This is a genomic window from Anaerofustis stercorihominis DSM 17244 (genome assembly GCF_000154825.1).
GTDB classification, from domain to species: Bacteria; Bacillota; Clostridia; order Eubacteriales; family Anaerofustaceae; genus Anaerofustis; species Anaerofustis stercorihominis.
The window spans coordinates 1,060,952-1,075,000 of record NZ_DS560019.1; the positions used below are offsets into that span (position 1 = coordinate 1,060,952).

A 14,049-nucleotide genomic window follows, 5' to 3' on the forward strand; every position below is an offset into this window, starting at 1 on the left:
AAAAGGGGCACTACGCCTGCCTTCGGCAGATTCGGCGCCCCTTATTTTTTATTTCGTTATCTACTTTGAAACCTTTTAAGTGCGTCATTCAATTCTTTGGTATCAAAGTTAGCTTTGATTTCCAAAGCCAGCCATACTACTAATATCGATACGAGACCCGCTAAGTAGAATAAGATTTTGCACCATATTTTTACTTGGCTGAACCAGCCAAAGAACTCGCAAAACCCTATGGTTATAATAAACATCAATATGCCCCATATCATTGTTCTTTTTAAGGATATTTTATCTTCAGGTATTAGTGTTTCCTGAGAAAATCCTATCAATGCAGAACATATCAGCATTTGAAAAGCGGTCATAAAACCAAGTACCGAATTTGATATGCCATTTGATAATGCACTAAGTACTAAATAAAAAAGTACAAATGTGCTGAAGTAAATTCCTGTCATGGACTTTGCATTGTATAAAAACATCAGTTCTTTTCTTAGGTTATTATTTTTCATTTTAATTTTCTCCTTTCAATATCCCAAGGTTTTCTTTAAGTCTGAAATTATAATGTCTCGATAATATTAATTGTTCATCGCTTTTAAGCGTTAGTTTTATTTTTGAGTTTATTAAAGCTTTAAGACTTTTTATATAATAAATGTTTACTATCTGGGATTTGTTTATCCTCGTAAATCCAAATGACATATATTTCGTCTCAAGTTCAATTAAAGAAAAATTTACTTTTATAACAACGTCTTTTGTATATATAAATGTTTTTCCTTCGATAGTTTCGATGTAGTATATTTCATTTGGCTCAGCCATGTATATACCCTCATCGGTCTTTGCGGGTATCTTAAAGCTTCGTTCTTTTAAAAGCTCAAGTATTTCCAGCATTTCTTCATCCAGTTTTTTACACTTTAGGATTATTTCATTTTCACCTTCTTTGATATGCTCAACTGTTATCTTCAATGTCCTATCCTCCTCTAATTGCAGGATACTATAAACTGTTATCATATTCAATAAGGTGTACTCTAAGTTACATATAATAAATGTCAGGCTGCATAAATAAAAAAAGAGCGGATATTCCGCTCTCTTAATTTTATTAAATTCCTTTTTTATATAGGATGAAGGAATATATCATAGGTATTAATAATACTGCAAAAATCGTAATCATGGTAATGATACCGCCGAAATCGAAAAATGCACCCGCTATTTGTATCAATCCGAATAACACAAATACTATACCGCCCAGCCTATGTGTTTTGTTCCAGTTTTCTTCACTGTTAAGTGTCCATGGAAGTTTTATTCCTATAGTATAATTCTGCTTGCATTTTGGAAGGTAATTGCCAATAACTATAAAAAGTATCCCGACAAAACACAATACCCATGTAGATACATTGATATTGACATTTAATGCCGCAGCTATGGATAATCCCGTAACTATAGTCATCAAAACGGGAATGAGCCACCTTACGATAGAAAACATTATCTTTGGTGAGTTTGCTCTTTTGGGGTCATTGTTTATCATTATATTAACAAATAGATGGAGCCCAACATATAATAAAGGCATTACAAAAGTAAAAAATACTTTTGATGAATAGCCGTTGGCTTCACCGTTTGCTCCAAAATGTGTAGGTACTTGTTCCGGTAACTTGTCATAAAATAAAAGTGCGATGACCATTGGTATGAAGCACGCTATCGTTGATAATAAAAGTTCCTTATTTATCTTTTTCATTTTCTTCTCCTCCGCCGAACTGGGATAACCATAACATCAGTTCTTCAAATACCGAAGTATTTATGTCGTAGTATATAAAATTCTTATATTTCGTTTCGTATATAAGTCCCGCTTCTTTTAATTTTGACAGATGATATGATACTGTTGCATTTGTCATATCAAACTTATCGGATATATCTCCCGCAGACATCCTTTTGCTTTTAAGCATTGTAAGTATCTCTCTTCTTATTGGATCCGACAGTGCTTTAAGAGTATCCCCGAAACTCATATAATCATCTCCTTATAGTCTATTTAGAAAATTTTCTAAATAGACTATATTACTGTTACAGAAGAAAGTCAATAACTATTTAGATAAATTTCTAAATAGTTATTTGTTTATTGCCTCTTCATATTTTCTGAAGATTTTATTTAGCTTTTCTTTATTGATTTTGTTGATTGGTATAAATTCTTTTGGGTTTGGCTTAAAGTCTCCTATCTCCAAACTGTACCAAGCAGTATCATACCATTGCCCATCTTTAAAACCGCTTTTTTCAAAATAACCTATCTCTTTGAAACCAAGTTTTTTATGGAAATCACTGCTTTTAAGCGTAGGGTGTATCGTTATGCAAGCATATAAAAGCTGAAGATTTTGTAATTTTAATATTTCTATAAGAGACATATATAAATTTTGTCCTATGTGTTTACCTTTATATCCCTCTTTTATATATATAGATATTTCGGCAGTATAATCATATGCTTTTCTGTTTTTATATTGGCTTGCATAAGCATAGCCTATTATTCTACTATCAATAGTGTAAACCAAATATGGATATAACTTTTTTGTTTTTACTATTCTATTTTTAAATTCTTCCTCATCAGGTCTGTCATATTCGAAAGTTATGGGTGTATTTAATATGTATGGAGTATATATATCTAAAATTTCATTACTGTCATTTTCTTCTGCAAATCTTATTTTAATTTTATTCATGATGATCCTCCTTATAGGGTAAATTTAAAATGATTTAAATTTAACTTAACTAAATATTTATATAAAAAATATATTATCATAATTTTTCCATTAACTAAATAATTTGTTTCTTTTACTTAACTAAATCATATTAAAAAATTTATTAATTAATTGCAATCATCTGAAACTGAAACATAAATAAAAAAAGAACAAGTTCTATAGACATTGTCCTTTTAATGATAAAGATGATATAGACTCATCAAAATATCAATAATGAATATTCCAATGAGTGTATAAACCGCATATATGATTGACCTGTTAGATAGATTATCATAAACCAATTCAACTAAGTTTGGATGTATAAAGTTAACGAGTATAACTCCGAATAGCCCAAATACAGTAAATCCAAGCAAACATACTCTGCCGTTAAGATTAAACAGATTATTGGAATAATCCCAGTAATGTTTATTAAATATTTTTTCCAGTAAATAAGATGTAAAATATTCCAAGGTGCATGCAAGTAGTCCCACGAGGAAAAATAAAGGCAGAGTATCTATATGAGTATCGTAAAATACTATGATTATCAATGCACATCCAAAACCGTATATTGGTCTTACCGGACCGTATAAAAAACCTTTAGAGTTTATAGGTACTTTGTTTACGATATTAATTGCTGTTTCATATATATATCCGAAAAAGCTGTATATAAAAATAAAAAGTATTAAAATATAAATGCTCATGATTTTCCTTTTTTATTTTTATTTTCTGTTATTACTATGATTAACATACTATAAATTTAACGAATTGATGATTTTTTTCATATTATATTATGAATATTATTAATTTAGGAGGAAATTTTATGGTAGATGTATATATATCACCTTCCGTTCAGCATTTTAATTTGGGACAGCAGGGATACGGAAGTGAAGAAGCAAGAATGAATGAAGTGGCGGATGTTGTGGAATATGAACTAAACAGACACGGACTTGTAACTGCTAGGAATAATCCGAGCATGACTTTGGCACAGGTCGTAGAGGACTCTAATAATATAAATCCAAGGGTCCATGTTGCCCTTCATTCAAATGCGGCAAACGGAGAAGCGAGAGGTGCGGAGATTTATACCCATCGTTTCGGAGGAGAGGGCGAAGCTCTTGCGAGAGATATTTATCCTTATTTGGAAGCTTTGACTCCAACTGAAGATTTGGGAGTTAAAGAAGGAAGGCTTTCTTTCGGCGGGAAAGGTATGTATGAGCTTAAAAATACAACGGCTCCGGCAGTTCTTGCTGAAATAGGTTTTCACGATAATCCCGAGGAAAGTGATTTCATTATAAATAACGTATATGAATACGGAAGAGATATTTCAAAGGGGATACTTGATTACTTCGGAATTCCATACAATGAAGACAGTGAAGAAAATATTTCTTACTTAAGAAACAGATATAACGGAAATTATTTTGAATAAAAAATGTCCTTTTTTAAAATAATAAAATAAAAAAGGATAAATGAAATGGATAATAGTATTAGATTATTGGAGTTTATATTTAAAAATGCTAAAATGGGGAGCGAAACCATTGAGGATTTAATTGACATCAATGAAGATTTAAAATTCAGAGATGAATTGATTTACGAAAAAGAAACTTATGACGATTTTGTAAGTAAAGTAAATAAACTTATGAAGAAAATGGGTAAAGAAGCGAAGGATCTATCATTTTTCACGGAAATGCAAAGCTATTTAATGATAAAAATGGAAACATTAAAAGATAAATCTTCGGAACATATTGCGGGGATGCTAATGCAGGGAAGTACCATGGGTATAGTTCAAATAACGAAAAAATTAAGAGAATATAAAGACAGCGATAAAGATGTAGTAAAATTGGCAGAAAGACTTCTTGAAATCGAAGAAAAGAATTTTTATGAACTTAAAAAGTATCTATAAAAGAATGAGCTATTTATTTAGCTCATTTTTTATTTGATTTTTAAATATTTTAAATTTTAAAGTAGATATGGTTTAATAATCGGATTTACATATTTTTATGGATAAGCTCATATATTAAAAAGATGAAAAGAAAAAAGTTAAATAAAAAAAATAGAATATTATATAAAAATTTATTTTTCGTATTTTTAAATATTATATTTGTGGTTATAACCGTTTGGAGTTATGGGTTTAAATTTCAGGATATGTTTTATTTGTTCAATAATGAATTTATAGTATCAGATAATGATTCTAAAATCACAAAATATAAAAAAGAAAAGAGAGGATTTATAAAACCGGTTGAAGGAACGATAACGAGTCCTTTTTCTTATAGGATACATCCCATATATAAAAAGAAGAAAATGCACACGGGTATTGATATAGGTGCCCAATGGCATGATAAAATAAAAGCTGCTGCAGACGGAACGATAGTAGAAACAGGTCTTGATAAAGGCGGGTATGGTAATTACATAAAGATAAAACATGAATATGATATACATACTTTTTATGCTCACCTTTCAAAGGTATATGTTAAAAAAGGACAAAAGGTAAAACAGGGAGATGTGATAGGAAGAGAGGGGGGAGACCCCGTAAAAGACAAAAATCCGGGTTCTACGACTGGACATCATCTTCACTTTGAAGTCAGGACATCCACTGATGTGAAGGATGTTATAAATCCTTTGATTTTTGTAGATTATAAATAGATAAAAAAAGACAGAGTGAATTTCACTTTGTCTTTTTTATTATAAAAATAAAGGTTATAATACAGTATGATTAAATATTTTAAAGTTTTAATTAATATATTTAATATTTTAATTAAATATATTAATATTTATATTGACATTTTTAATATTTTGTATTATATTTGTATTAAAGAGAAAGGGCGTGAATGTATGAAAAAAGTTATTAGTCGCTGTCCGGTATGTAACAGCGAGCTTGCAGTAACAAGACTTAAATGCGATTCCTGCGAAACGGTAATAGAAAATAGTTTCAGACTCAGTAAATTTGACTATCTTTCCGATGAAGATTTGTATTTTGCAGAAACTTTTATAAGATGCAGAGGAAATATCAAAGAAGTTGAAAAGGAACTTGGTATCTCATATCCGACAGTACGTGCTAAATTGGATTCGGTAATAAAAAAACTCGGATACGAAACAGAAACGAATGAAGAGTCGGCAAAGAAAGAGGAAGTATTAAGAGCACTCGAAAACGGAGAAATAACAGCTGAACAAGCAATTGAACAGTTAAAATAATATAAAATAAGGAGTTTGATCATGGATGAAAAATTAAGGATTTTAAAGATGATAGAAGAAGGAACTATTACAGCCGAACAGGGAGCGGAATTGATGTCAGCAATGAATGTGAATGTACCTTCCTCTCAAAACGAAGTAATGAAGAACAGCTATGATAAAAAGATGTTTAGGATTATAGTAGACAGCAGCAGCGGTGATAAAGTGAATATACAATTCCCTGTTGGAGCCATTAAAAAGATTTTAAAAGTAACAGGTAAGCTTCCAATACCGGAACAGGAACTTGAAGGTTTTGACCTTTCGAGTATGATGGATGCAGTTTCGGAGTGCCTTGATGACGAAATCGAAGGCGACTTTGTAAATGTGGATGCAGCCGATGGGACCACGGTTAGAATATTCGTTGATAAATAGACTTTATAAATATGAAAGTAAAAATCAGAACAAAGGATTTTCGTTTCTCTTTACCCGTTCCGATAGGTATGGCAGGATTTGTGGTTCAAATGCTCCCGGAAAAATTGTTTGAGGAAATGAGTATTAATACACCTGAACCTTATGATAAACTAGTTACTAAGGAAACCATCAACCTGATCGTAAAAGAATGTATGGATATTTTAAAAGAAAATAAAGGTTTGGAAATTATCCATGTGGAAGCGGCGGACGGCACGTTTGTTTCTATAAAATTATAATTATTGAGTGATTATTATATCGGATTGAAATCTGATAATGTAATCACTTTTTTATTTTATATAATATATATTTTTATATAACGAAATATAATCAAGCATAATATTAAGTGAATTATTTATTCCAAATAAAAAAGACATTGTGATATTTTACAATGTCTTTTATGATAGTAAATCTACAAGCTCTAAAATATCGTTATAGCTTTTATCTTCTTTAAGATTTCTTTTATTTTTTTTCTCCTTTTCTGCTTTTATTATTTCACTATGCTCTTTTTGCTCATCATGTTCAGCTTTTGTTTCCGTTTTTATTTCGCTTGATGCCGGTTTTGCACCTAATATATCTTTCATTTCATTCATGCCGCTTAATAACGGGAGCATATTTATCATTGATTCGATATTTTTGTAATTATCTCCCAGCCCATGCTTTAAATTATCCATTAGGAACTTATTAGTTCCCTTTTTTCCGTCTTTTTTTATTCCAACCGCTCTGTTTTTTATTCTTTCTGCATGAGAAAAGTATTCGTCAACATATTTCAACCTTTTTCTCGCATTATGTATATTAAAATTACTATTAAATAACTGCTTATTTAACAAAGCTTTTTTATGTTCGATGTTTTCTTTTTCTAAAGTGTCTGATTCATCGGCGTTCTCTGAATCCGTTATGGTGTAATTTGCTTTAATATATGGGCTGTTATTGTTACTACTAAATAGATTATATACCAAATATACCAGTAGTATTTCATTTAGGGATATGTTTCTGAATATATCCATTTTTGTAATCTCCTTTAATTAAAGGGGCCGAGGCCCCTTTTTTTATTAGCATTCGTCGTCACAGAAAAGTAAGAACACTACTAAGATAATAAGGATTATATTATTGCCGTCGAATAAACCGTTTAGAAATCCGCCGCCGCATCCGCAGTCGTCGTTGCCATTAAAAAGTAATAATACTGCCAAAACGATAAGTATGATCATACTATCGTCGTCACACAAACAATCTAAAAAATTGCCTTTCAAAAGAAGTACCTCCCTCGGGTAAATTTGTAAAATATTTTACGTCTATATCAAAATCTTAAAATTAAAATTATTCAGTGAAAAGAACAACTAATAATAAGAAGAAGAATAATAAGCTGCATGAATCTTCTTCGCCGAAGATATCACAGCCGTCAAATAACACTACTAAAAGTAGGAAAAACATCAATAAACATTCACAAGAACAGTCATCTAAAAAATTACACATATAAGTTACCTCCAAGTAATAGATTTTAATAGGTGCTTTTTTTATTTTTTAAGCCCCTAGTTCATAGTACGCACCAAGGGGTATTTGTGTGATGAAATAATTTATTTATTTCAATTTAAATATAAGGAGGTAGTTTAGTGAAGGAAAAAGACATTTCAAAGATGGTAAATATGGCAAGCGGTCTAAATATCAATGAGGATTCGGTGGAAAAACTTAAGGATGCGGCAAGCAAGAAGGGGGTTATGGAAAAGGCGGAAGCCTTGGAGCAGGAGTATGCACCTAAGTTTCAGGAATTTATGAGAGATCATGGAGATCTTGCACATCTTAGCAATGAAGATAAGGCAAGAGTGATACTGGAGTATAAAGAAAAGCTTCCTATGGAAGAACAAAAACAGTTTGATAAAGTTTTGGATATGCTTAAATCATATGTAAAAAAAGTAAAATAAGGTGATAAATATGGCTCGGGGTAAAAGGCTTAAAAGAAAAAAGCTAAAAGCAGAAAACATAAATAATAATGAAGACATGTTAAAAGAAAAGCAGAAAACTGATAATAAAGATGCAGTAACAAAAAAAGAAAAATCTGCACATAATAGAAGAAAAAGGAGAAGAAGAATGGAAGATAAAAAAATACTTATTTATAATGACGATACTGTCAAAGAAGTCGTAGTGGAAAATGAACATAAAAATATAGAAGCTGAGGTTGAAGAAACTCCTCAGATAAAAAAGGATTTTATAACCGAAGATGAATTTCTGAAAGGAGAGGGCTTTTAGTCCTCTCTTTTTTTATTTTATATAAATATTACCATAAATATGTTAAAATAATTATATATTATAAATCAGGGTGAAATTATGAAATATTCTATTAAAGATAAGATAAAAATAACAGAGCCTATAATTCCGGAAGATAATGAGCCTTTTAACATACCTGAAAACGTAAGCTTGGAAAACTGTTTTGAAAAGAGTGGAAAAATAGAGCCTTGGATAAGCGGGTTGTTTTATTATTTCAATGATGTTAAAATAAAGTCATCTTTAAGCGGTGATGATTCTCTGTGGGATATTATGTATACGATTGGGGAAGATGATATGTATTACTGTGCTAAAATCTTCAAGTGGCTTAGTATATATTTCCCTTATGTAAATAAGAATGCCGATGATTATTATAATGAAATGGATTCTTGTATGCTTTGTTGGTTTTCCGATGATTACTATGAGGGTATGTCTAAACTATTAAAAGAAGATGAAGATTTTATAGTATATTTATTCTCAGAATTTCCCGCTGCAAATTACGGTTTTATAGATTTTATCAGAAGCACCAGAAAAAATAATGATTTTGAGCTGTTTAAAAAATGTTTTGATAGCATTTCTAAAAATGAATACACGAGGGACAGTCATTTGATTACTTACGAAGATTTATTGAGTGAAGTAATACCAAAGAAAAAACATGCAAGGAAAGAAAAAATATCTTATCCTTCAGCCTTTTATAGTTATTTTAATCAAATAATTTCTTTATCGGACAATGATAAGGTAAAGAAAAAGCTATATAAAAGACTTGAAAAATGGAATAACGAATTTAATAAGTAAAAGCTTATATTAATAAGCTTTTTTTATTTATTTTACCAATAAATATGAAAAATATATAAAGTTATGATATAATATTTAATTGATTAAAATTATATTTAGGAGAAGAAGAAATGGGTAAGAAAAAGAAAGTTCAAGCTATAACTCCGATGGGTGAAGACTTTGCTCGTTGGTACACAGATGTAATAACTAAAACAGAAATGGTAGATTATGCCCCCGTTAAGGGGTTTATGGTTATTCGTCCGTATGGTTATGCACTTTGGGAAAATATTCAAGCGGCATTCGATAAAAGATTTAAAGAGACCGGACATCAAAATATGTATTTCCCGCTACTTATCCCGGAAAGCTTTTTAAATAAAGAAAAAGAACATGTTGAAGGTTTTGCTCCCGAAGTTGCATGGGTAACACATGGGGGAGAGAACGAACTTGCGGAAAGACTTTGCATAAGACCTACAAGCGAAACCATTATATGCAGTATGTATGCAAAATGGCTTAAATCCTACAGACAGCTTCCGTTTTTATACAATCAATGGGCAAACGTTGTAAGATGGGAAAAAACGACCAGACCTTTCCTCAGAACAAGCGAATTTTTATGGCAGGAAGGTCATACCGTTCATGCAACATTTGAAGAAGCACAGGAAGAGACTCTTCAGATGATAGATATTTACAGAGAAATATGTGAAGATTATCTTGCAATGCCTGTAGTTGTAGGACAAAAGTCGGAAAAGGAAAAATTTGCCGGAGCTCACGCTACTTATACCATAGAAGCATTGATGCACGACGGACAAGCTCTTCAAAGCGGTACCAGCCATAATTTAGCTGACCATTTTGCAAAGGCATTCGGAATTAAATTCTTAAATAAAGAAGAAAAAGAGCAATATGCTTATTCTACATCTTGGGGTGTTTCAACAAGACTCATCGGCGGTATCATAATGGTTCACGGAGATGATTACGGTCTTGTATTCCCGCCTAAGATTGCACCTACTCAAGTGGTTATTATCCCTATCGCACAGCATAAAGAAGGGGTACTTGATAAAGCAAATGAACTTAAGAATAAATTAAGTGATTTAAGGGTATTATTAGATGATAATGAAGCTTATTCACCGGGATGGAAATTCAATCAGTGGGAAATGAAGGGTGTTCCCGTTAGGATCGAAATCGGACCTAAAGATATTGAAAACGGTCAGTGTGTAATAGCCAGAAGAGATACTTCTGAAAAAATAAGTGTAAGCTTGGATGAAGTAGAAAATAAAGTTAAAGAATTATTGGATGAAATACAATCTAATATGTATAATAAAGCACTCAAACACAGAGAAGAACATACAAAAGCAGCCAAAGATATGGATGAATTCAAGAAAGTTCAAAGCGAAGCTCTTGGATTTGTAAAGGCTATGTGGTGCGGATGCGCAGAGTGTGAAGAAAAAATCAAGGAAGAAACAGGTGCAACACTTAGATGTGTACCGTTCAAACAAGAAGATATCGGAAGCGATACTTGTGTATACTGCGGTAAGAAAGCAGATAAGCTTGCATATTTTGCAAGAGCATATTAATAGGAGAAAGAATAAATGACTGTTTACGAAGAACTGGTTAAAAGAGGACTCATTGCTCAAGTAACAGATGAAGAAGAAATAAAAGAACTTATCAATAACGGCAAAGCAACATTTTATATCGGATTTGACCCTACTGCGGATAGTCTTCATGTAGGTCACTTTATGGCTTTATGTTTAATGAAGAGACTTCAAATGGCAGGAAACAAACCAATAGCACTCGTCGGCGGCGGAACGGGAATGATAGGTGATCCGTCTGGCAGAACAGATTTAAGACAAATGATGACTGTTGAAACCATAAACGAAAACTGCGAAAGATTTAAAGAACAAATGAGCAGGTTTATTGATTTTTCCGACGGTAAGGCTTTAATGGTTAATAATGCAGACTGGCTGAGAGATTTGAATTATATAGATTTCATAAGAGATATAGGTTCTCATTTCAGCGTCAACAGAATGCTTACATTCGAATGTTACAAGCAAAGAATGGAAAAAGGACTCAGTTTCCTTGAGTTTAACTACATGATAATGCAAAGCTATGACTTTTACAGATTATATAAAGATTACGGCTGCAACATGCAGTTTGGCGGAGACGATCAGTGGAGCAATATGCTCGGCGGTACAGAGCTTATAAGAAGGAAGCTGGGCAAAGATGCTTATGCCATGACAATTACATTACTTCTTAATTCAGAAGGCAAGAAAATGGGTAAGACGGCGTCAGGAGCTGTCTGGCTGGATCCAAACAAGACTTCACCTTTTGATTTTTATCAGTACTGGAGAAATGTAGGAGACGAAGATGTAATCAAATGTCTTAAAATGCTGACTTTCCTTCCATTGGAAGAGATAGAAAAAATGGAAAAATGGGAAGGCAGTGAATTAAATAAAGCAAAAGAAATTTTAGCTTACGAACTTACCGAACTTGTTCACGGTGAAGACGAAGCGGATAAGGCAAAGGAAGCTGCGTCCGCACTGTTTAAAGGCAAAGGAAGCAAGGAAAATATGCCTTCAACGGATATTGAAAAATCGGAAATAAATGATGGTATTTCTTTGCTTGATTTAATGCTGAAGGCTGAGCTTATACCTTCCAAAAGTGAAGGAAGAAGGCTTGTAAAACAAGGCGGAGTTAGTGTTGATGATATAAAAATAACCGATGTAAATAAAATGATTACATTAGAAGATTTTAAAGAAAATGAAATCATTATCAAAAAAGGGAAAAAGGTATATCATAAAATAAATATTGTTTAATAAACGTTGACATGGTTAATAATATTTAGTATTATTTATTTGATGTAAATAGGCTATTTTAAAGTACAATAAGAGAATATAAAAGTTTGATAAGGAGAAAGAAAATAAAATGGCAAGAGAAAAATACGAAAGAACGAAACCACATGTAAATATCGGAACGATCGGACACGTAGACCACGGAAAGACAACATTGACAGCAGCAATCACAAAGGTACTACATGAAAGATTGGGAACAGGTGATGCAGTAGCATTCGAAAACATCGATAAAGCGCCGGAAGAAAGAGAAAGAGGGATAACGATCTCAACAGCTCACGTAGAATATGAAACAGAAACAAGACATTACGCACACGTAGACTGCCCTGGACATGCCGACTATGTAAAGAACATGATCACAGGAGCAGCTCAAATGGACGGAGCTATCTTAGTAGTAAGTGCAGCAGATGGTCCAATGCCACAAACAAGAGAACATATCTTACTAGCAAGACAGGTAAACGTACCATATATCGTAGTATTCCTAAACAAAGCAGATATGGTTGATGATGAAGAACTTATCGAATTAGTAGAAATGGAAGTAAGAGAACTTCTTGACGAATACGAATTTGACGGAGATGAAACACCAATCGTAATCGGATCAGCACTTAAAGCGTTGGAAGATCCTCAAAGTGAATGGGGAGATAAGATCCTTGATTTAATGAAAGAAGTAGATGCATATATCCCAGAACCGGTAAGAGATACAGATAAACCATTCCTAATGCCTGTAGAAGACGTATTCTCAATCACAGGAAGAGGTACAGTAGCAACAGGTAGAGTAGAAAGAGGAGTTATCAAAGTAGGTGAAGAAGTAGAATTAGTAGGAATTCACCCAGAAATTAAGAAGACAGTAGTAACAGGTGTAGAAATGTTCAGAAAGATGTTAGACGAAGGTGTAGCCGGAGATAACATCGGAGCACTTTTAAGAGGTGTAGACAGAACAGAAATCGAAAGAGGACAAGTACTGGCAAAACCTGGAACAATTCATCCACACACAAAATTCAAAGCGGAAGTATATGTATTGACAAAAGACGAAGGTGGAAGACATACACCATTCTTCAACGGATACAGACCACAATTCTACTTTAGAACAACAGACGTTACAGGAGTAGTAAATCTAGAAGGCGGAGCAGAAATGGTAATGCCTGGAGATAACATTACAACAACTATTGAGCTAATCACACCGATAGCTATCGAACAAGAGTTAAGATTTGCTATCAGAGAAGGCGGAAGAACAGTAGGATCCGGAGTAGTAACAGAAATCATTGAATAATGAATAATAGATAGAAAAGAGCATCTTTATGATGTTCTTTTTTTTGTGGTTGGTAATATTTGTGGGGGGATTTGATTTTTATAAAAAAATAAGACTCTTGTTGGGAGTCTTATCTGAGGTTTAATACCAATTGACTTGAATCTATAGTTTCATCGGTTCTGTATTTAATTGCTTTATTTAAAGTTACTATTACTTCACTTTTATTTCCTTCTTTGTTTTTAGCTTCGATTTTTTTGATAATTTTATTATTTTTATAATCGGAAATCCTTGCTGTTTCCACATTCACATTATCAAAAGATATTTTAATTTGTTTTTCATTTTTTGAATAACTTATGATATGAGTAGGGATTTTATCTGTTTCATCAAAGTCCATAATGATTTTGGTATCCCCAATCAAATCATTTATCCAAATCTTTCTTATTGATGTAGCACCGGTATCTTTTCCGCCTTTGAAAGTTTCATCATTCATATAATTACTCTTTTCATTTGTTTCATAGTCCTTTATGGGATTGGAACATGCAAAAAAAGACGGAATTATCAGAAGTGTTATACAAATACTTATTAATTTTTTCAT

At 32.2% G+C, this 14,049-nt stretch carries 22 protein-coding genes; 12 read left to right on the forward strand and 10 right to left on the reverse strand.

The features are described from left to right. Positions 1 to 56 precede the first annotated feature (56 nt). From ANASTE_RS09880 to ANASTE_RS09905, 6 genes are all read right to left on the reverse strand, one after another. Positions 57 to 500 carry a DUF3021 family protein gene (locus ANASTE_RS09880; RefSeq protein WP_007050877.1) on the reverse strand — a complete coding sequence of 148 codons (444 nt, stop codon included), beginning with the start codon at positions 498 to 500 and terminating at the stop codon, positions 57 to 59. Between the two features lies 1 nt (position 501). Then, positions 502 to 951 (reverse strand): LytTR family DNA-binding domain-containing protein, encoded by a 450-nt coding sequence (locus tag ANASTE_RS09885; protein WP_039945567.1) that lies wholly within the window; start codon positions 949 to 951, stop codon positions 502 to 504. Between the two features lie 133 nt (positions 952 to 1,084). Continuing rightward, on the reverse strand, positions 1,085 to 1,717 hold the full coding sequence (locus ANASTE_RS09890; protein WP_007050879.1) for an SdpI family protein: 633 nt from the start codon (positions 1,715 to 1,717) through the stop codon (positions 1,085 to 1,087). After that, a complete protein-coding gene (locus ANASTE_RS09895; RefSeq protein WP_007050880.1) occupies positions 1,701 to 1,985 on the reverse strand; it encodes an autorepressor SdpR family transcription factor in 285 nt (94 codons plus the stop codon). The genes ANASTE_RS09890 and ANASTE_RS09895 overlap by 17 nt, the downstream gene beginning before the upstream one ends. Positions 1,986 to 2,084: 99 nt before the next feature. Then, complete coding sequence (locus ANASTE_RS09900; RefSeq protein WP_007050881.1) at positions 2,085 to 2,684, reverse strand: GNAT family N-acetyltransferase; 600 nt, start codon at positions 2,682 to 2,684, stop codon at positions 2,085 to 2,087. A 212-nt stretch (positions 2,685 to 2,896) separates the two neighbouring features. Further along, positions 2,897 to 3,403 (reverse strand): putative ABC transporter permease, encoded by a 507-nt coding sequence (locus ANASTE_RS09905; protein ID WP_007050882.1) that lies wholly within the window; start codon positions 3,401 to 3,403, stop codon positions 2,897 to 2,899. A 119-nt stretch (positions 3,404 to 3,522) separates the two neighbouring features. On the opposite strand from ANASTE_RS09905, the gene ANASTE_RS09910 reads away from it, so the two are divergent. The 6 genes from ANASTE_RS09910 to ANASTE_RS09935 all read left to right on the forward strand — a co-directional run bounded on the left by ANASTE_RS09910 (position 3,523) and on the right by ANASTE_RS09935 (position 6,571). After that, positions 3,523 to 4,125, forward strand: coding sequence for an N-acetylmuramoyl-L-alanine amidase family protein (locus tag ANASTE_RS09910; RefSeq protein WP_187361980.1), 603 nt, complete (start codon positions 3,523 to 3,525; stop codon positions 4,123 to 4,125). A 45-nt stretch (positions 4,126 to 4,170) separates the two neighbouring features. Beyond that, positions 4,171 to 4,599, forward strand: coding sequence for a hypothetical protein (locus ANASTE_RS09915; protein WP_007050884.1), 429 nt, complete (start codon positions 4,171 to 4,173; stop codon positions 4,597 to 4,599). A gap of 251 nt (positions 4,600 to 4,850) precedes the next feature. Next, positions 4,851 to 5,339 carry a M23 family metallopeptidase gene (locus tag ANASTE_RS09920; protein ID WP_187361981.1) on the forward strand — a complete coding sequence of 163 codons (489 nt, stop codon included), beginning with the start codon at positions 4,851 to 4,853 and terminating at the stop codon, positions 5,337 to 5,339. A 189-nt stretch (positions 5,340 to 5,528) separates the two neighbouring features. Then, positions 5,529 to 5,888, forward strand: coding sequence for a DUF2089 domain-containing protein (locus ANASTE_RS09925; protein ID WP_039945570.1), 360 nt, complete (start codon positions 5,529 to 5,531; stop codon positions 5,886 to 5,888). 21 nt (positions 5,889 to 5,909) lie between these two features. Then, entirely contained in the window at positions 5,910 to 6,296 is a 387-nt protein-coding gene (locus ANASTE_RS09930; RefSeq protein WP_007050887.1) for an SHOCT-like domain-containing protein, read from the forward strand. 11 nt (positions 6,297 to 6,307) lie between these two features. Then, positions 6,308 to 6,571: a hypothetical protein gene (locus tag ANASTE_RS09935; protein ID WP_007050888.1), complete on the forward strand. Its 264-nt coding sequence runs from the start codon at positions 6,308 to 6,310 to the stop codon at positions 6,569 to 6,571. A 159-nt stretch (positions 6,572 to 6,730) separates the two neighbouring features. Here ANASTE_RS09935 and ANASTE_RS09940 read toward each other — a convergent pair whose 3' ends face one another. The 3 genes from ANASTE_RS09940 to ANASTE_RS12130 form a co-directional block, all read right to left on the reverse strand. Continuing rightward, on the reverse strand, positions 6,731 to 7,339 hold the full coding sequence (locus ANASTE_RS09940; RefSeq protein ID WP_007050889.1) for a hypothetical protein: 609 nt from the start codon (positions 7,337 to 7,339) through the stop codon (positions 6,731 to 6,733). 45 nt (positions 7,340 to 7,384) lie between these two features. Beyond that, positions 7,385 to 7,582, reverse strand: a complete 198-nt coding sequence (locus ANASTE_RS09945; protein WP_039945573.1) for a hypothetical protein — start codon at positions 7,580 to 7,582, stop codon at positions 7,385 to 7,387. A gap of 67 nt (positions 7,583 to 7,649) precedes the next feature. Continuing rightward, positions 7,650 to 7,805: a hypothetical protein gene (locus ANASTE_RS12130; RefSeq protein WP_007050891.1), complete on the reverse strand. Its 156-nt coding sequence runs from the start codon at positions 7,803 to 7,805 to the stop codon at positions 7,650 to 7,652. 137 nt (positions 7,806 to 7,942) lie between these two features. Here ANASTE_RS12130 and ANASTE_RS09950 point away from each other — a divergent pair, with 137 nt between their 5' ends. From ANASTE_RS09950 to tuf, 6 genes are all read left to right on the forward strand, one after another. After that, positions 7,943 to 8,251 carry a hypothetical protein gene (locus tag ANASTE_RS09950; RefSeq protein ID WP_007050892.1) on the forward strand — a complete coding sequence of 103 codons (309 nt, stop codon included), beginning with the start codon at positions 7,943 to 7,945 and terminating at the stop codon, positions 8,249 to 8,251. A 10-nt stretch (positions 8,252 to 8,261) separates the two neighbouring features. Further along, on the forward strand, positions 8,262 to 8,576 hold the full coding sequence (locus tag ANASTE_RS09955; protein WP_007050893.1) for a hypothetical protein: 315 nt from the start codon (positions 8,262 to 8,264) through the stop codon (positions 8,574 to 8,576). A gap of 78 nt (positions 8,577 to 8,654) precedes the next feature. After that, positions 8,655 to 9,386, forward strand: coding sequence for a hypothetical protein (locus tag ANASTE_RS09960; protein ID WP_007050894.1), 732 nt, complete (start codon positions 8,655 to 8,657; stop codon positions 9,384 to 9,386). Positions 9,387 to 9,496: 110 nt separating this feature from the next. Beyond that, a complete protein-coding gene (gene proS, locus ANASTE_RS09965) occupies positions 9,497 to 10,933 on the forward strand; it encodes a proline--tRNA ligase (RefSeq protein WP_007050895.1) in 1,437 nt (478 codons plus the stop codon). A gap of 15 nt (positions 10,934 to 10,948) precedes the next feature. Next, on the forward strand, positions 10,949 to 12,172 hold the full coding sequence (gene tyrS / locus ANASTE_RS09970) for a tyrosine--tRNA ligase (RefSeq protein WP_007050896.1): 1,224 nt from the start codon (positions 10,949 to 10,951) through the stop codon (positions 12,170 to 12,172). Positions 12,173 to 12,281: 109 nt separating this feature from the next. Further along, on the forward strand, positions 12,282 to 13,475 hold the full coding sequence (tuf, locus tag ANASTE_RS09975; protein WP_007050897.1) for an elongation factor Tu: 1,194 nt from the start codon (positions 12,282 to 12,284) through the stop codon (positions 13,473 to 13,475). Positions 13,476 to 13,584: 109 nt separating this feature from the next. Here tuf and ANASTE_RS09980 read toward each other — a convergent pair whose 3' ends face one another. After that, positions 13,585 to 14,049: a hypothetical protein gene (locus ANASTE_RS09980; RefSeq protein ID WP_007050898.1), complete on the reverse strand. Its 465-nt coding sequence runs from the start codon at positions 14,047 to 14,049 to the stop codon at positions 13,585 to 13,587.